At 63.4% G+C, this 17753-nt stretch carries 13 protein-coding genes; 10 read left to right on the top strand and 3 right to left on the bottom strand.

The window, feature by feature from the left end; all coding sequences use genetic code 11:
- The first annotated feature begins 217 nt into the window (after window positions 1-217).
- From JJC00_RS23845 to JJC00_RS23825, 5 genes are all read left to right on the top strand, one after another.
- Window positions 218-1465 (top strand): ABC transporter substrate-binding protein, encoded by a 1248-nt coding sequence (locus JJC00_RS23845; protein WP_200468354.1) that lies wholly within the window; start codon window positions 218-220, stop codon window positions 1463-1465.
- A gap of 67 nt (window positions 1466-1532) precedes the next feature.
- Entirely contained in the window at window positions 1533-2396 is an 864-nt protein-coding gene (locus JJC00_RS23840) for a branched-chain amino acid ABC transporter permease (protein WP_200468353.1), read from the top strand.
- Window positions 2396-3367, top strand: a complete 972-nt coding sequence (locus JJC00_RS23835) for a branched-chain amino acid ABC transporter permease (protein ID WP_200468352.1) — start codon at window positions 2396-2398, stop codon at window positions 3365-3367. Before JJC00_RS23840 ends, JJC00_RS23835 begins: the two co-directional genes overlap by 1 nt.
- A complete protein-coding gene (locus tag JJC00_RS23830) occupies window positions 3357-4124 on the top strand; it encodes an ABC transporter ATP-binding protein (protein WP_200468351.1) in 768 nt (255 codons plus the stop codon). The genes JJC00_RS23835 and JJC00_RS23830 overlap by 11 nt, the downstream gene beginning before the upstream one ends.
- Complete coding sequence (locus JJC00_RS23825) at window positions 4121-4840, top strand: ABC transporter ATP-binding protein (RefSeq protein ID WP_200468350.1); 720 nt, start codon at window positions 4121-4123, stop codon at window positions 4838-4840. The genes JJC00_RS23830 and JJC00_RS23825 overlap by 4 nt, the downstream gene beginning before the upstream one ends.
- Before the next feature lie 104 nt (window positions 4841-4944).
- Here the strand turns inward: JJC00_RS23825 and JJC00_RS23820 are convergent, their stop codons facing one another.
- The 3 genes from JJC00_RS23820 to JJC00_RS23810 all read right to left on the bottom strand — a co-directional run bounded on the left by JJC00_RS23820 (window position 4945) and on the right by JJC00_RS23810 (window position 9891).
- Window positions 4945-5514 carry an invasion associated locus B family protein gene (locus JJC00_RS23820; protein WP_200468349.1) on the bottom strand — a complete coding sequence of 190 codons (570 nt, stop codon included), beginning with the start codon at window positions 5512-5514 and terminating at the stop codon, window positions 4945-4947.
- A 64-nt stretch (window positions 5515-5578) separates the two neighbouring features.
- The gene (locus tag JJC00_RS23815) at window positions 5579-8719 is read right to left on the bottom strand and encodes a multidrug efflux RND transporter permease subunit (RefSeq protein WP_200468348.1); all 3141 of its coding nucleotides are present in this window, start codon (window positions 8717-8719) and stop codon (window positions 5579-5581) included.
- Window positions 8716-9891, bottom strand: coding sequence for an efflux RND transporter periplasmic adaptor subunit (locus JJC00_RS23810; RefSeq protein ID WP_200468347.1), 1176 nt, complete (start codon window positions 9889-9891; stop codon window positions 8716-8718). Before JJC00_RS23810 ends, JJC00_RS23815 begins: the two co-directional genes overlap by 4 nt.
- Before the next feature lie 397 nt (window positions 9892-10288).
- Here JJC00_RS23810 and JJC00_RS23805 point away from each other — a divergent pair, with 397 nt between their 5' ends.
- From JJC00_RS23805 to exbB, 5 genes are all read left to right on the top strand, one after another.
- On the top strand, window positions 10289-10528 hold the full coding sequence (locus JJC00_RS23805) for a hypothetical protein (protein ID WP_027532292.1): 240 nt from the start codon (window positions 10289-10291) through the stop codon (window positions 10526-10528).
- A gap of 234 nt (window positions 10529-10762) precedes the next feature.
- Window positions 10763-13171, top strand: coding sequence for a TonB-dependent receptor (locus JJC00_RS23800; protein WP_200468346.1), 2409 nt, complete (start codon window positions 10763-10765; stop codon window positions 13169-13171).
- Window positions 13172-13471: 300 nt separating this feature from the next.
- On the top strand, window positions 13472-16030 hold the full coding sequence (locus JJC00_RS23795; RefSeq protein WP_200468345.1) for a TonB-dependent receptor: 2559 nt from the start codon (window positions 13472-13474) through the stop codon (window positions 16028-16030).
- A gap of 20 nt (window positions 16031-16050) precedes the next feature.
- The gene (locus JJC00_RS23790; protein ID WP_200468344.1) at window positions 16051-16740 is read left to right on the top strand and encodes a Fe2+-dependent dioxygenase; all 690 of its coding nucleotides are present in this window, start codon (window positions 16051-16053) and stop codon (window positions 16738-16740) included.
- Window positions 16737-17750, top strand: a complete 1014-nt coding sequence (gene exbB / locus JJC00_RS23785) for a tonB-system energizer ExbB (protein WP_200468343.1) — start codon at window positions 16737-16739, stop codon at window positions 17748-17750. Before JJC00_RS23790 ends, exbB begins: the two co-directional genes overlap by 4 nt.
- Window positions 17751-17753: the final 3 nt, after the last annotated feature.

Below are 17753 nucleotides of genomic sequence, written 5' to 3'. Positions count from 1 at the left end.
TGCCTTGCGTGAGATAAACGAAGCCAGATAGAACGCACGCCGCACGTTGCGTAATCGCTGCTTTCCTTGTGCAGCATCGTCGCAGCCCGTTTCACCTTGCCGGTGCTCCGCTGGCATGCCATCCTCTCGTCGCCAGGCATAATCAAACGGAAGCGGTGCTACGCCTAAGCTTTCCAAAAAATCTTGGTTGGGGAAACCCTTTGGGAGGTCTGATTTCATGACATTGAAGCACGTCACGGGGCTGCTTGGCGCGGCCGCGCTGACCCTTGCGTTCGCGGCCGGCGCGCGCGCCGAGGACAAGGTGGTCAAGATCGGCGTCATCATGCCGATGTCGGGCGGCACTGCCTCGATCGGCGCGCACGCTAAGGCGGCGCTCGAAGTCGCCATGGACATCATCAACAACGCCCATCCCGAGTTCGGCAATTTGCCGCTGGCCAAGAACGCAGGCGTTGCCGGCCTTGGCGGCGCCAAGATCGAGGCGGTCTTCGCCGACAACCAGGGCAACCCGGCGACGGGGCAGAACCAGGCGTTGCGCCTGATCACGGAGGACAAGGTCGCGGCCGTGTTCGGCTCGTATCAATCCGGGGTGACGCTGACATCGAGCGCCATCGCCGAGAAATACGGCATTCCCTTCCTGAATTCGGAATCGGTTGCCGCCAATCTCACCGAGCGCGGCTTCAAATGGTTCTTCCGCACCACGCCGATCGCGACGGATTTCGCCAAGATCTACGTTGATTTCCTCGCCGACGTGAAGGCGACCGGCGCCAAGACCGATGCGATCGCGCTGGTCCATGACAACACCGAATACGGCACCTCGGTCGCCAACACGATCAGCGCCGCCTTCAAGGAGAAGGGGCAGCCGGTCGCGCTCGACGTCGCCTATCCCGTCAACGCGACCGACGTGCAGGGCCAGGTGCTCCAGCTCAAGGACAAGAAGCCCGACGTGATCATCATGATCAGCTACACGTCGGATGCGATCCTGTTCGCCAAGACCATGCAGTCGCTCGACTACAAGCCGGCGATCCTGCTTGCCGACGATGCCGGCTATTCCGACCCGTCCTTCATCAAGGCGGTCGGCAAGATCTCGCAGGGCGTGTTCAACCGCTCGTCCTGGGTCGTCGGACCGCCGGGCTCGGCGTCGGCCGTCATCGCCGACATGTACAAGAAGAAGAGCGGCGAGGAGATGGACGACACGGTCGCCCGTCAGATGCAGGGCTTCTTCGTGCTGGCCGACGCCATCGACCGCGCCGGCTCGACCGATCCTGCCAAGGTCCAGGCCGCACTGAAGGCGACGGACCTGAAGGCCGATCAGCTCATGATCGGCTACAAGGGCGTGAAGTTCGACGACAAGGGCCAGAACATCCTGGCGTCCGGTGCCATCATCCAGCTTCAGGACGGCGAGAACTACGTCTCGGTATGGCCGAAGGCCAATGCCGAAAAGCCGCCGGCGCTGCCCTACTGGTGAGATTCTTTGAAGGTGGCGCTGCGCGCCCCTCCTGTCCCAGAATGATCTGATCAGAGCAGCGCGGCTCATGTCTTTTGTCCTCGTGCAGGTGATTGTCGGCGGGCTTCTGCTTGGCGCCGTCTACGCCCTGTTTTCCTCGGGCCTCACGCTGGTGTGGGGCATGATGAACATCGTCAATTTCGCGCATGGCGATTTCGTGATGCTCGGCATGTACGTCGCCTATGTCGTCTACACCCTGATGGGAGGCGGGCCGATCCTCGGCGCACCGCTGGCAACGCTGGTGCTCGCAACCGTCGGCGTCGTCGTCTACTTCGCCCTGATCCGCGACATCATGAAGGGGCCGATGCTGGCGCAGATCCTCGGCACCTTCGGGCTCGCGCTCTTGCTCCGCTATTCCGTGTTCTGGTGGTTCGGTGCCAACTTTCTGTCGATGCCGCAGGACATCGTCGGCGGCACCTATGCGTTTGCGGGCCTGCGCATCGAGGCCTCGCGGCTGCTGGCCGGCGTGGTCGCGCTGCTGGTGACGCTCGGCCTTCATCTGTTGCTGACGCGCACCTCGCTCGGCTCGAAAATGCTGGCGGTGGCGGAGGATCAGACCGCGGCGCAGTTGATGGGGATCCGGCCCGACACCATGCAGGCGATTGCCTGGGCGATCGCGGCCGGCGCGACGGGACTGGCCGGCGCGCTGATCGCGAATTTCTTCTACATCGTGCCGACGGTCGGCGAGACGCTCAGCATCGTCGCCTTCGTCACGGTGTCGCTCGGCGGCTTCGGCAGCGTGCCCGGCGCGCTGGTCGCGGGTCTGTTGATCGGCGTGATCGAGTCGCTGTCCGGCTATCTGATCGGCGCGGTCTACAAGGACATCGTCGTCTATGTCCTGTTCCTATTCTTCCTCTGGTTCCGGCCGCAAGGCCTGATGGGGAAGATGTGATGCGGCGCCTGATCTGGCTCTCGGTCGTCGCAGCGGTCGCGATCGCTTACCCCTTGCTCTTGTCCTCGCCGTTCCAGCAGCGCCTCGGCGCGCTGGTATTGCTCTACGCGATTGCGGCGTCCGCCTGGAACATCGTCGGCGGCTATGCCGGCCAGGTCTCGGTCGGCCATGTCGTGTTCTTCGGCTGCGGCGCCTATGCCGCGATGGGGAGTTACGCCAAATTCGGCCTGTCGCCGCTGTTCGGCATTCCCGGCGGCATCGTTCTCGCGGTTGGGCTCGCCGCGATCATCGGCATGCCGACGCTGCGGCTGTCGGGGCATTACTTCAGCATGGCGACGATCGCGGTCGCCGAGACGATGCGGTTGATCGTCACCAACACCGACTGGCTGGGTGCGGCCGTTGGCCTCTCGGGTCCGACCGTGCCGCGCAACATCTTCGATCTCTCGTTTCTGTCGTCGCTGCCTTACTATTATCTCTTCCTCGTTGTCCTCGCGGTCACGCTGTTCATCACCTGGTGGATGACCAACAGCCGGATGGGATTTTACTTGCGCGCGATCAAGGATTCCGAGCGCGCCGCGCGCTCGCTCGGCGCACCCGCGAGTCGCACCAAGCTTTACGCCTACATGCTGAGCGCGGCGTTCACCAGCGTCGCCGGCGCGCTCTATGCGATGATGTTCGGCTTTGTCGATCCCGAGTCAGGGCTCGGCATCCTGATCTCCGTCAAGATCCTGATCATGGCTGCGCTCGGCGGGGCAGGGCTGCTGTTCGGACCGCTGGTGGGCGCGGCGATCCTGGTGCCATTGGAAGAGATCTCCAACAGCTGGCTCGGCGGCAAGGGGGCAGGGCTCACCTTCGTGCTCTATGGCGCGATCATCGTCTTGATTGCGCGCTTCCAGCCCGGCGGCCTGCTCAGCCTGTTCACGCGGCGCAGGAAGCCCACTGCGGATACGGGAGCACGCCATGCTCCTTGAGGCGCGCGGGATCACCAAGGCGTTCGGCAGCTTCAAGGCGGTGGATGACGCCTCCGCGACGCTGGACCAGGGCGACATTCTCGGCCTGATCGGCCCGAATGGTGCGGGCAAGTCGACCTTCTTCAATTGCCTGACCGGCGATCTCAAAACCACCTCCGGCCGCGTCCTGTTCGAGGGACGCGACATCACCGATTTCACGCCGGAGCTGCGCGCCGGGCTCGGGCTTGCCCGCACCTTCCAGGTGCCGCAGACCTTCGAAGGCATGACCGTACTCGAAAACGTCATGATCGGTGCGTTCCTGCGCACCGCGCATCGCAAGGAAGCCGAGACCAAAGCGCGCGCCGTGCTGGAGCGCGTGGGCATGAGCCGGCTCGCGGACGCACCGGCGCGCTCGCTCGGCACGCCCGGCCGCAAGCGGCTGGAGATCGCCCGCGCGCTTGCGACCGAACCAAAAGTGTTGCTGCTCGACGAAGCCATGGCCGGCCTCAACGCGCATGAGGTGAAGCTCGCGATCGATCTCGTCCGCGACATCCATCGTTCCGGCATCACGCTCGTCATCGTCGAGCACATCATGGAAGTGATCATGTCGCTCGCCAGCCGCGTGATGGTCTTTCACCAGGGCAAGGAGATCGCCCGCGGCTCGCCGCGCGACGTTACGTCCAATCCGGCGGTGATCGAGGCCTATCTCGGCAAACGCGCGGCGAAGGCGGCCGCCGGCCACACGCCGGTCGAGCTGATGGGCGGGCCGGACCTATGAGCGGACCGTTGCTCAGGATCGAGCATCTCGAGGTGCGCTATGGCGACCTCATCGGTGTCTCCGACGTCTCGCTGGAAGTGCCGGAAGGCAGCGTCGTCGCGCTGCTCGGCTCCAATGGCGGCGGCAAAACCACGACGCTGAATGCGATCGCCGGCCTCATCCCCATACATTCCGGAACGATCAGCTTTCGCGGCGAGGACATCGCCGGCCAAAGGGCCTTTGCGATCGTGCGCAAGGGACTGGCGCTGTCGCCGGAAGGCTGGCGGCTGTTCGTGCAGCAGAGTGTCGAGAACAACCTTATGCTCGGCGCGACGCCGCTGCACGACAAGTCGCGCCAGGCCACGCTGCTCGAGCGCGTCTACGAGATTTTTCCGCGGCTGAAGGAGCGCCGCAATCAGCGCGCCGGCACCATGTCCGGCGGCGAGCGGCAGATGCTCGCGGTCGGCCGCGCCCTGATGAGCGATCCAAAACTCCTGATGTTGGACGAACCCTCGCTCGGCCTGGCGCCAGCGGTGGTCGAATCCATGTACGAGACTTTTGGTCGCCTGCACCGGGAGGGCCTGACCATCCTGCTCGCCGAGCAATCGATCGAGCTCGCACTGGAGGTCTCGGACTTCGCCACCGTGCTCCAGGTCGGCAAGAGCGTGCTGTCCGGCACCGCGGCGGCATTGGCCGAGGATCCGCAGGTGCAGAAGGCCTATCTTGGCGTCGACTGACCGACCGCCCTCTGGACACTTGCGTGGCGGCCATACGCGATGACCAGACGCCTGACGGCGCTGTTGTCGGCAACGCGCAGATGGCGTGACGGTAGAGGCGGCTCTTACTTGATCTTGTCGTAGGCCGCCGCGAAATCGCTGAGCGGCATTGGGATCGCGATCGTCTCCTTGGCCATGTTCTGGAAGGAGACTTTCAACTGCTTGCCCGACTTCAGGCTCGCGAGCAGGTCCGGCGCGATCGGCGTCGAGGCGAAGCAGCCGCGGTTCTCGCAGGTCTGGATCTGAAGATCGACGGTCTTGCCCTCGTCGACCTGGAGTTTCGCGCCAACCGGCAGATTGAGGCCGAGCGGCAATTGCAGCAACGCCACGGGCGTGCGGGTGTCGGGGGCAATGCGGATGTTGATCAGCACGATGGTCTGGCCGGTCTTGGTCAGGACCGCGTTCTGCTCGATTGCGCATTCGAGCGGCGCATCGCGGCTCGCGCTGGTGCAGCGTGCGATCCAGCCGGGCTGCGCCGGAGCGCCCTCGGCCTGCGGCTGGGTCGGCGCGGGCGCGGGCTGAGCGGCCGCGGCAGGAGGAGCTGCGTTCTTCTTGGCGCCCTGCTGGGCATACGCGGCGCCCGTCGACAACAGGACAGCGGCGGCGAGAGCGACAAGTCTGGATTGCATGAGCATGGCGAGACCGCGTTGGCGTGAACCGAGGGCCTCGCTGTAGCGTTGCGGGAGCCGCGGTGCAAGCTTACTCGGCGGCTTCCTTGACGGTGCCGCGCCCGGTCGCGTCGCGCCCTTCGTCCTCGGCCGAATGGTCCTTGAACAGGTTCGAGAACTTGTCGAGATACAGATAGACCACCGGCGTGGTGAACAGCGTGAGCGCCTGGCTGACGATCAGGCCGCCGACCATGGCGTAACCAAGCGGCTGGCGGATTTCGGCGCCGGTGCCGTGGCCGAGCATCAGTGGCACGCCGCCGAGCAGCGCGGCCATCGTGGTCATCATGATCGGGCGGAAGCGGAGCAGCGCGGCCTGGCGGATCGATTCCTCCGGCGTCTTGTGCTCGTCGCGTTCCGCGGCGATGGCGAAGTCGACCATCATGATGCCGTTCTTCTTCACGATGCCGATCAGCAGGATGATTCCGATCAAGGCAATGAGGCTGAAGTCGAAGCCGGCGGCCATCAGAATGAGCAGCGCGCCGACGCCGGCCGAGGGCAGGGTCGACAGAATCGTGATCGGATGGATGTAGCTCTCATAGAGGATGCCGAGGATCAGGTAGACCACGACCAGCGCCGCGAGGATCAGCAGCGGCACGGTGCCGAGCGACTGCTGGAACGCCTGCGCGGTGCCCTGGAAGCTCGAGTTCAGCGTTGCCGGCGCGCCGAGATCGGCCATTGCCTGCTGCACGGCTTGCGTGGCCTGGCCGAGCGCGACGTCCTGGGCGAGGTTGAAGCTGATCGTGATCGCCGGGAACTGGCCCTGGTGGCTGATCGAGAGCGGACGGACCGGATCGGTCGTCCAGGTCGCGAACGTGGACAGCGGCACCTGGTCGCCGGTGAGTGGTGACTTCAGGTAGAGCTTGTTCAGCGATTCGAGATTGCCCTGCATCTCCGGCAGGATTTCCAGGATCACGTGGTAGCTGTTGAGCTGCGTGAAGTACTGGGCGACTTGGCGCTGGCCGAAGGCGTCGTAGAGCGTGTCGTCGATAAGCTGCGGCTGGATGCCGTAGCGCGAGGCGGTGTCGCGGTTGATCTTGAGCTGGACCGTGGTGCCCTGGGTCTGCTGGTCGGTCGCGACGTCGCGCAGCTCCGGCAGCGTCTGCATCTTGGCGAGAATCTTCGGCGCCCATTCGTTCAGCTCGCCGAGGTCGGCGTCCTGCAAGGTGAACTCAAACTGTGTACGCGTCGGACGGCCGCCGAGCCGGACGTCCTGCGCCGCCTGCATGTAGAGCCGGGCGCCTTCCACCTTGTCGAACTTCGGGCGCAGCCGCGCGATGATTTGCTGGGCCGAGGCCTCACGCTGGTCGCGAGGCTTCAGCGTGATGAACAAATTGCCGTTGTTGCCGGCACGGCCGCTGCCGCCGATCGCCATGGCCACGCTGGCAACGTCGGGATCGGCCATGATGATCTGGCCGAGCTGCTCCTGGCGCCTGACCATGTCCTTGAAGGAAATGTCCTGGGAGGCCTCCGAGGTGGCGGTGATCAGGCCGACGTCCTGCTGCGGGAAGAAGCCCTTCGGGATCAGGACGAAGAGATAGACCGACAGAGCCAGCGTGGCGAAGAAGATCACGAGTGTGGTGCGGCGCCAGGCCAGCGCATGGTCTAGCCCGTATTCGTAGCCGCGCAGCATCGCGTCGAACGCGCGCTCGCTCCACTGGTAGAACTTGCCGTGAGTGACTTCGCTGTGAGAGCGCAGGAAGCGCGAGGCCATCATCGGCGTCAGCGTCAGCGACACGAACATCGAGACGAAGATCGTCATCGCCAGCACAACCGCGAACTCGCGGAACAGGCGTCCGATGATTCCGCCCATCAGCAAGAGCGGGATCAGAACCGCCACCAGCGAGACGCTGATCGACACGATGGTGAAGCCGATTTCCTTGGAGCCTCTGAAGGCGGCGGCGAGCGGTTTCTCGCCTTCCTCGATGTAGCGCGTGATGTTCTCGAGCATCACGATGGCGTCGTCGACCACGAATCCGACCGCGATCGTGAGCGCCATCAGCGACAGATTGTCGAGCGAATAGCCGAACACCCACATCAGCGCGCAGGCGCCCAAAAGCGCCAGCGGCACCGTGATGGCGGGGATCACAGTCGCCCAGAAGCTGCGCAGGAAGAGGAAGATGACCATGACCACGAGGCAAATGGTCAGCAGCAGCGTGAACTGCACGTCCGCGACTGCGGCGCGGATGGTCGTGGTGCGGTCGCTGATGAGCTCGATCTTGACCGCGGGCGGGATCGCCGCAACGAGGCGGGGCAGGGTCGCCTTGATCCGGTCGACGGTCTCGATGACGTTGGCGCCCGGCTGCTTGAACACCACCAGGAACACGCCGCGCTTGCCGTTGGCCCAGGCCGCCTGCTTGGCGTCCTCAGGACCGGTGACGGCCTGGCCGATGTCCTTGATCCGCAACGGGCCGCCGTTGCGGTAGGCGATAATGACGTCGTTCCAGTCCTTGGACTGCAACAATTGGTCGTTGGCGTAGATCGTGTAGGCGCGCTTGTCGCCGTCGATATTGCCCTTGGGGCTGTCGACCGTGGTGATGGCGATCGCGCTGCGCACGTCTTCCAGCGACAGGCCCTTGGCCACGAGTTTCGCCGGATCAATCTGGACGCGGACCGAGGGTTTCTGCTGGCCGCCGATGAACACCTGCGCCACGCCGGAGATCTGGCTGATCTGCTGGGCGAGCTGGGCGTCAATCGAATCGCTGACAGTGGTCAGCGGCAGCGTGTCCGATGTCGCCGACAGCAGCAGGATCGGCGAGTCCGCCGGGTTCACCTTGCGGTAGGTCGGCGGCGAGGGCAGGTTCTTCGGCAACTGGCCGCTGGCGGCGTTGATGGCGCCCTGCACGTCATTGGCGGCGCCGTCGATGCTTCGGTTGAGGTCGAACTGGATGGTGATCGAGGCGGTGCCCAGATAGCTCGTCGAGGTCATCTGCGCGATGCCGGGAATCTGGGCGAACTGGCGCTCCAGCGGCTGCGCGACCGACGAGGCCATCGTCTCCGGGCTGCCGCCCGGCAAATTGGCCGTGATCTGGATGGTCGGGAAGTCCACCTGCGGCAGCGGGGCGACCGGCAGCAGCGGATAGGCGACGAGACCGACAAAAAGAATGCCGGCCATCAGCAGCGATGTGCCGATGGGATAACGGATGAAAGGTGCCGAAATCCCGCCTTCGGTCATTCCTGCTTAACCTTGGTTTTCTGAACCGGATCCGAACTCGCCACGGCCGTCGAAACGATACTGCCGGGCTGTACTTTATACTGACCGCCGGTGATCACCTGCTGACCGGCGCTCAAACCTTCATCGACAACCGAACGTCCGTCGATGGAGTAGCTGACCTTGAGCTTGCGAACCTCGGCCTTGTTGTCCTGGCCGACGGTATAGGCGTAGAGGCCGTTGGTCGAATGCAGCACAGCGTCATCGGGGACGACGGTCGCATCCTTCAGGGTCCGCACCAACAGGCGTGTCGACACCGACTGTCCCGGCCACAGCGTGTGTTCCTTGTTGTCGAACACCGCCTTGAGCCGAATAGTCCCGCTGGTCGTATCAACCTGGTTGTTGATGACGGCGAGCTTGCCCTCGGCCAGTGTCTTCTTGCCGTCGGTGGTGAACGCGATCACCTTGAGCTCGCCGGACTTCTGGCCCTCGCTGATATAAGGCAGCTGGTTTTCCGGCGCGGTGAAGATCACCGTGATCGGCTCGACCTGCGCGATGGTGACGACGCCGGTCTGGCTCGAGGCGTTGACGATGTTGCCGATGTCGACCTGACGCAGGCCTGCGACGCCGGCGATCGGCGACTTGACCTGGGTGTAGTCGAGCTGGGTCTTGGCGTTGGAGATCGCGGCTTCGTCGGCGGCGATCTGGGCGGTGAGCTGGGCAACGGTGGAGCGTTGCGTATCGGTCTGCTGCCGCGTCGCGAATTCACCGAGCTTGGTGTAGCGCTGCAGATCGAGATTGGCGTTGGCGAGATTGGCCTCGTCCTGCGCCTTCTTGGCCTTAGCCTGATCGAGGACGGCCTGGAACGGGCGCGGATCGATCTCGACCAGGAGATCGCCTTGGTTGACCATTTGGCCTTCGGTGAAGGCGATCTTGTCGATCTGGCCGTCCACCCGGGTCCGGACTTGTACGGTGTTGAAGCCCTGCACCGTGCCGAGGCCGGTGAGGTAGACCGGGAAGTCGACCTTCTGGACCGGCGCGATGCTCACGGGCACGGCGGCGACCCGCGGCGCACCCTTCTGCGCCGCCTGGGCCTTCGCGGCCTCTGATGCCGAGTATCGCTGCCAGCCGAAATAGCCGGCTCCGGCCACAGCTGCGATGACGAGAATCCACAGGATCGGCCGTGACTTTTTCATATTGAGCGTATCGGCTTGTATGCCCAAAACAACGAATTGCGGGGCTATCGAAGGGTTCCAGCAAGGCTTGTATAATACACGCCAAGTTCCAGTGTAAACAGCACTATCCGTTGATAATCCTAAACAATTGGAAAGCTTTGCACCCCGTAGGCAGGCGGGTGGCGCAGCGATGTGCAGTGCTGCATTTTCCCGATGCAAGCCGACAAAGCGCAAAGGCTGGGCAGTGCTCGCGGACCGTGCGTGCGGTCAGCCATGCGCGTAGCATTGCATGCGGTTGGCGGCAGCTTCGATGTTTCGGATTGATCGCAGTTAGGACGGTTCTAAACCGGCCGCGTGCCGTTTCGGTTGTCAGGAAAATCAGCGTCGTTCATATGGCCCGCCACAAATGGAGCCCATGATGGACGAGCTGAACGGCAAGCTGATCGCGTGTCAGATCCTGATCACGGGGTTGATCGCGCGCGTCGCCAATGAACAGCGTGATCCCTTGCGCTTCCTCACCGACTTTCGCGACGAGATCAAAGCCGTCGTCAACGGCGTCAACATCGCCGGCATGGACAACAGCGATCGCGTGCGCGCGACCGCGCAGCGCACCATCGACGAATTGTTCTCGCTGATGAAGCCGCCGAGTAGCGACTGACGGCTGCGCAAAATGGTGCGCGAAGACAAGCGCCGCCGTGTCTGACTGCTTCAATGTGCCGCGCGACATTTCGGCAATTTCAAATTCGCAATATTGGAATCGATTTGAACTAGAGCGATTCAAGTGGTCGCGCCGGCCTCCCCGCATTGACCTGATTTTTTGCGGTCGATAGCACCGCCTCATCATTCGTCGCGCATGTTGCGTATCGACGAATTTGTATTGGGGTGCAGTGGAATGGGGCTGGTGGTGGCTCCGCGATCGTTGCGTGCGATCGCGGCAAGAAATTCATTTGAACTCGACGGCAATTCCGGCAAGGCGGTGTCGGCCGTCGCCGGGCTGATTGCAGTGGCATCGGTGTCGAGCGGTGCGCAAGCGCAGCAGTCGAACCTGCCGCCGGTGAACGTCGACGCGCCGGTCGAGCGCCCGCGCCCGGCAGCCTCGAAGCCGACGCCGGAGCAGGTCCGCGCGCGCAACGCGCTTCGTCGCGCCGCGCAGCGCCAGCAGGTGCAGCAGCAGGCGGCCGCCGCCGCACCGGCGCCAGCCGGCGCCGTCGATCGCAATCCCTATGCCGATCCGGCCGCGCCCTACAAGGTCGACCACGTCCAGGCGTCCGGCAAGTTTCCCGAGCCGATGCTGAACACGCCGAAGACGATCACGGTGCTGAGCAAGGAAGTGCTCGAGGACAAGAACGCGACGACGCTGAAGGAGATCGGCCGCTCCACCGCCGGCGTGACGCTGGGGTCGGGCGAGGGCGGCAACGCCTTCGGCGACCGCTTCTTCATCCGCGGCTTCGATGCACGCAACGACGTCTTCATCGACGGCATCCGCGATCCCGCCGTGTCGATCCGCGAGAACTTCTTCACCGAGCAGATCGAAATTTTGCGCGGACCGGCATCGTCCTATGCCGGCCGCGGCACCGCCGGCGGCGCCATCAACATCGTCACCAAGCAGGCCGGCGACGTCAACTTCAAGCGGATGGATACCGAGTTCGGCACCGACAGGACCAAGCGCGTGACGCTTGACGTCAACCAGGTGATCGACCCGACCTTCTCGGTGCGCACCGGCGGCCTGTTCCAGGACGCCAATGTCGCCGGCCGCAACTACGTGACCGACGATCGCTGGGGCACGTTCCTGTCGACCAAGTACACCCCGACCAACGACATCAAGATCACGACGAACTACGTCCACACCGATCTCAGCGGTCTGCCTGATTTCGGCGTGCCCTATTACAAGCAGGGTAACGTGCCGGTGACGTCGGCCGGCATTCCGCGCGGGACCTGGTACGGCTTTCTCAACCGCGACTTCCAGACCGCGCGGCAGGATTTCGGCACGGCGACCGCGGAGTACAAGGTCAACGAGGCGATTACGCTGAGCAGCAAGGTGCGCGGCGAGCATTCGCTGCTCAACTATATCGGCACGCTGCCGCAGAACCCGGTGACGACCAACATCAATCCGCTGCTCTGGACCACGACGGCGAGCGCGCAGAGCCGCTACCAGACCGTGGACGTCTGGGCCAACCAGAACGAGGCCACGTTCAAGCTCGACACCGGCGGGGTCAAGCACACCGCAGTGTTCGGCGTCGAATACACCAACGAGAATATCTCGATCGACCGTTACTCGGGTCTCGCATCGGAGCTGGCCGGCTCCGGCTTCACGAGCAACGGGGCTCTCTCGGGAATCAATCTCTACTCGCCTCAATCCACCTATATTGGTGGCTTCGGCTCACCGTCGCTGACGGGCAATCCGACGCGCTATGGCGTCAACACCAGCAGCGTCTACGTTATGGACACCGCGAACTGGCAGGACACCATCATCGTCAATGGTGGCATCCGCTACGACGGATACAACATGAGCTCGTCGACCAACGCGGCCTATCTGAAAATGAACTCCGATCTGGTCAACTACAACGTCGGCCTGGTCTACAAACCGACGTCGATCGGCAGCATCTATGCGGCCTACACGACCTCGGCCAATCCGTTCGGCTCGGAGCTTGACGCGACCGGCACCGATTACGGCGGCGTTCCCGCCAACACGACCGTTCTGCTCGGGCCCGAGCGCAACAAGGCGGCTGAGGTCGGCACCAAGTGGGAGCTCGCCGATCGTCATCTGCTGGTCAGCGCGGCGCTATTCCACACCACGAAGGACAACGCGCGCGAGACCAACGCCTCGGGCCTGCTGACCTCGAACGCAGCCTACCGCATCCAGGGCATCGACATCGAGGCCGAGGGCAAGATCACCGATCGCTGGAGCATCTTCGGCGGCCTGGTGCTGATGCAGTCGAAGGTCACGCAGAGCAACATCGCCGCCAATCTCGGCCTGCAGCTCGCTAACGTCGCGCACCAGTCGTTCAGCATGCTGACCAAGTACAAGTTCGACGGCGATTGGGAAGTCGGTGGCCAAGCGGTGTACCGCTCCAAGGTCTATGGCGGCACGTTCGCGGCCAACACCGGCAACCAGCTGCCGAGCTACTGGCGCTTCGATGCGTTCGTCGAGAAGAAGATCGACAAGAACTGGACCATGAAGTTCTACGCGCAGAACCTCACCAACAAGCTCTACTACGACACGCTCTATCGCAGCGCCGTGCCGTTCGTCGCGGTCGCGCCGGGGCGGGCGTTCTATCTGATCACGACGGCCAAGTTCTGATGAGGTTCTGATTGCGCCGATCCAAATCGGGGATGCTTGCCACGGCAAGCATCCCGTTACTCCCAACCGATCGCGATGCGCGAGATCGGCATCTCGAGGAGAGATATCGAGGCCAGTTTAGAAACGCTTGCAAACTCGAGTTTAGAACCATTTCAAACTCGAGTTTAGAATCGTTTTGATCTGGACCGATTCAAAGATGCGACAGCCGTGATTACGTTGACCCACTTTGCCCCGCTCGATACCACCAATGTGTCGCATTGTCGCAATGCGACACATTGCAGAAACGGAATGGGGCGTCGGATGGGTATGGTGAGGGCTCCGCGGTCGTTGCGGTCGACCGCGGCACGGCAAGCATTTGGCAGCAATTTCGACATTGCCGCCGGCAAGACTGTTTCCACTGTTGCTAGCCTGATTGCGGTCGCGTCCGTCTCGACCGGCGCGCAGGCGCAACAATCGACTCTGCCCCCCGTGAATGTCGACGCGCCCAAGGAACGTCCGCGCTCCACCGCCGCGAAGCCGACGCCGGAGCAGATCCGCGCTCGCAACGCGCTGCGTCGCGCCGCACAGCGTCAGCAGGCCGCAACTGCGCCCGTCACCAACCCGAGCCCTGGTGCTCCCGACCGCGATCCCTATGCGGATCCCGCCGCCCCGTACAAGGTCGATCACATGCAGGCCTCCGGAAGATTTCCGGAGAAGCTGGTCGATACGCCGCGATCAGTGACGGTGCTCTCGAAAGAGGTGCTCGAAGACAAGGGCGCCACGTCGTTGAAGCAGGCGATCCTGAGCACCGCGGGCGTCACGCTCGGCACCGGCGAGGGCGGCAATGCCTTCGGTGACCGCTTCTTCATTCGCGGCTTCGATGTGCGTAACGACATCTTCATCGACGGCATGCGAGATGCCGGCGTCAGCGTTCGAGAGAACTTCTTCACCGAGCAGGTCGAGATCCTGCGTGGCCCGGCCTCGTCTTTCGCCGGCCGCGGCACCGCAGGCGGCGCGATCAACATCGTCACCAAGCAGGCGGTGACGGAGAAGAGCTTCTACGACATGGACACCACGTTTGGCACCGACCAGACCAAGCGTGTGACGCTGGACGTCAACCAGGTCATCGATCCCACATTCGCGATTCGCGCCGTCGGCCTGTTCCAGGATGCCAAGGTCGCGGGCCGGGACCGGATCATCGACAACCGTGATGGTGCCTTCGTGGCCACCACCTGGAAGCCGACCGATGCGATCAAGGTTACGAGCAACTACATCCACACTGAATTGACCGGCATTCCGGATTTTGGCGTGCCGTACTATCGGCCGAGCACGTCGTCGACATCAGGTGGTCCGTTCCCGGACTTTGGTGTCAACCGCAACAATTTCTACGGCTTCGTCAATCGCGACTTCTTTAGAACCGGCCAGGACATCGGCACGGTCAACGCCGAGGTCCAGATCACGCCCGACCTGATGCTCAGCAACAAGACCCGGGAGTCGCACTCGACGCAGAACTATATCGGCACGCTTCCGGAGTCGCCGACGCTCGCCCCGGGAGCTCCGTTCACGGCCTACACGCTCACCGCCAACCCGCAGAGCCGCTATCAGGCCACCGACGTGTTCGCCAATCAGACCGAGGCGACGTACAAGTTCAACGATGTCGCCGGCTTCAAGCACACCCTGCTTGGCGGCATCGAATATGACAGGGAACGATCGTCGATCGATAGCTACACCGGGCTTAGCTCCGAGATCACGACGGGGACGACGCCTTTCACGGGCGGCGGATCAACGTCCGGCGTCAGCGTCTTTTATCCGCAAGCCACCGACAATCCGTTCCCGATCCCGAATGGCCTCACGGGCAGGCCAACCAAGATCGGCATCGACACCACGAGCGGATACGTCGTTGATTCCGCCAACTACCGCGATGTGCTGATCCTCAATGGCGGTTTCCGCTATGACGACTACAGCATCAAGACATCCGGATACTCGACAACCGGCACCCCCGGTCAGCAGTCGGCTGAGTTCCTGATCCCGAGCTTCAATCTCGGGCTCACGCTGAAGCCTTTGCCGAACGGCAGCGTCTACGTTGCCTATGCCACGTCGTCGAATCCCGTCGGCGCCGAGTTCGACGGCACCAGCACGGCCTATGGCGGCATCAATCCCACCTTGGCTGGTGGTAACACCCAGATCTTCGGTCCGGAAAAGAACAAGGCGATCGAGCTCGGAACGAAGTGGGAGTTGTTCGACCGCCATCTGTTGGTGACGGCGGCGCTGTTCCAGACCGATAAGGAAAACGCCCGAGAGGCGCAGAATGTCGGTAGTGCAGCTGCCGCAGCGCCACTTGGCTGCACCTACGCTCCCGTGGCTCCCGCGACCACTGTGTCCTGCATCACGGCCGGCGCCGCATACTGGATCCGCGGCATCGATCTCGGCGTGGGCGGCAATATTACCGACAAGTGGAGCCTGTTCGGCGGCCTCGTTTTGATGCAGTCGGAGGTGACCAAGTCGCTGGCGCCGTCGCCCAATAAGGCGCTTTATCCGACCAATGTCGGGCGACCGCTGGCCAACATCGCGCATCAGTCGTTCAGCTTGCTCTCGAAGTACCAGTTCAACGATATCTGGGAACTGGGCGGGCAGGCCGTGTACCGTTCGCAAATCTATGGCGGTACCTTGCTCGCGGCGAACCAGGGCACGTCGATCCCAAGCTATTGGCGATTTGACGCGTTCGCGGAGGCGAAAATCAACAAGAACTGGCGGTTGAAGTTGGCCGTGAACAACATCTTCGACAAGCGCTACTACGACGCGCTGTACCAGAGCGCTGCGCCCTTCGTGCTGGAAGCACCGGGCCGCGCCGCTTATCTGACGATCTCGGCGCGCTACTGATGGAGAGATAACGAGGTGCCATGCTGACATGCATAGAAGGCGTTCTGAGCAAGGATGATGTGGCGGAGTTCCGCCGCATCATGGACGCCAGCGAATGGGAAGACGGCCGTTCCACCGCGGGCGCGCAGTCAGCAATGGTCAAGCGCAACGAGCAGTTGCCGCCGGATAGCGAGGTCGCGCGCAAGCTCGGCAATCGCATCATCTCGGCGTTGACGGCGAACCCGCGATTTCTGGCAGCGGCGATCCCGCTCCAGATCTTTCCGCCGCTGTTCAACCGCTATGTGGCGGATAGCGGCCATCATTTCGGCCTGCACGTCGACAATGCCATTCGCGGCGACCGGCTGACCGGCCTTCGCATCCGCACGGATCTTTCGGTCACGCTGTTCCTCAGCGAGCCCGAGGATTACGACGGTGGCGAACTTGTGATCGAGGACACCTACGGCTCGCACGAAGTCAAGTTGCCAGCGGGGGACTGCGTGCTCTATCCCTCGACCAGCCTGCATCTGGTCAACCCGGTGACGAGGGGGGCGCGGGTTGCGTCTTTCTTCTGGCTCCAGAGCATGATAAGGGACGATCAAGCCCGCAGCATGATCTTTGACCTCGACACCGCCATTCAGGCACTGGTGGCACGGCTCGGGCGTGACGATCCCGAAACGGTCAAATTGACGGGCATCTATCACAATCTCATTCGCACCTGGGCCGAAGTATGAAGATCACATCTTTCCAAGCAAGCCTCGCTGTCGCCGTGCTGCTGACGGCCTCCTGGCTCGCAGTTCCTGTTTCTGCCCAGACACAAACCCAGCCGGCCGCCCCGGCACGGCCTGTTGCGGCACCGGCGCCTGTGACGGCTCAGCCGGCTCCCGCATTCGCGGCGCAACCAAGCGCGACTGCTGTGCCCGCGCCCTCGGCGACGGCCCCCGCGGCTGCGGCGACTGCGTCCGCGACGCCCGGCGCATCGTCGACCGAAGCTGTCGTGGCCCCGGCATCGGAAGCGGGTGGCGCTGCGCAGAAGGCCGGCATCGCGCCGGCCATGAAGGAATTGTCACCCTGGGTGATGTTCATGTCGGCGGACATCATCGTGAAGGCGGTGATGATCGGGCTTGCCTTCGCTTCGCTCGTGACCTGGACCGTCTTCATCGCGAAGTCGATCGAGCTGTCGGTCGTCTCCACCAAGCTTCGTTCGGCGCTGAAGAAGATTGCAGAGGCGCGCTCGCTTGCCGAAGCTCAGATGGCGCTCGGCAGCAAGGAGGGCATCCTGCCGTCGTTCCTGACGGCGGCGCTGCGTGAGGCGCGGATGTCGGCGGGCCTGTCCAGCGACACCGGCATCAAGGAGCGTGCTGCCTCGAGCTTCGCCGAGATCGTGCGCGCGGAGCAGCGGCGCATCCGTATCGGCATGGGCTTCCTCGCGACCATCGGCTCGACGTCGCCCTTCGTCGGCCTGTTCGGCACCGTGTGGGGCATCATGAACAGCTTCATCGGCATCTCGAAGTCGCAGACCACCAACCTCGCGGTGGTCGCTCCGGGCATCGCCGAGGCGCTGCTCGCCACCGCCATCGGTCTCGTCGCGGCGATCCCCGCCGTCATCATCTACAATCACTTCTCGCGCGTGACGAAAAGCTATCTCGAACTCGTCAGCCGCGCCTCGGGTGCCGCGGCCCGGTTGTTGTCGCGCGATCTCGATCGCAGCCACGGCAGCGCGCATTCGCGCGCGGCGGAGTAAGCC

The sequence above is a fragment of the Bradyrhizobium diazoefficiens genome (assembly GCF_016616885.1).
GTDB classification, from domain to species: domain Bacteria; phylum Pseudomonadota; class Alphaproteobacteria; order Rhizobiales; family Xanthobacteraceae; genus Bradyrhizobium; species Bradyrhizobium diazoefficiens_F.
This window is presented reverse-complemented; position numbering and strand designations above follow the sequence as displayed.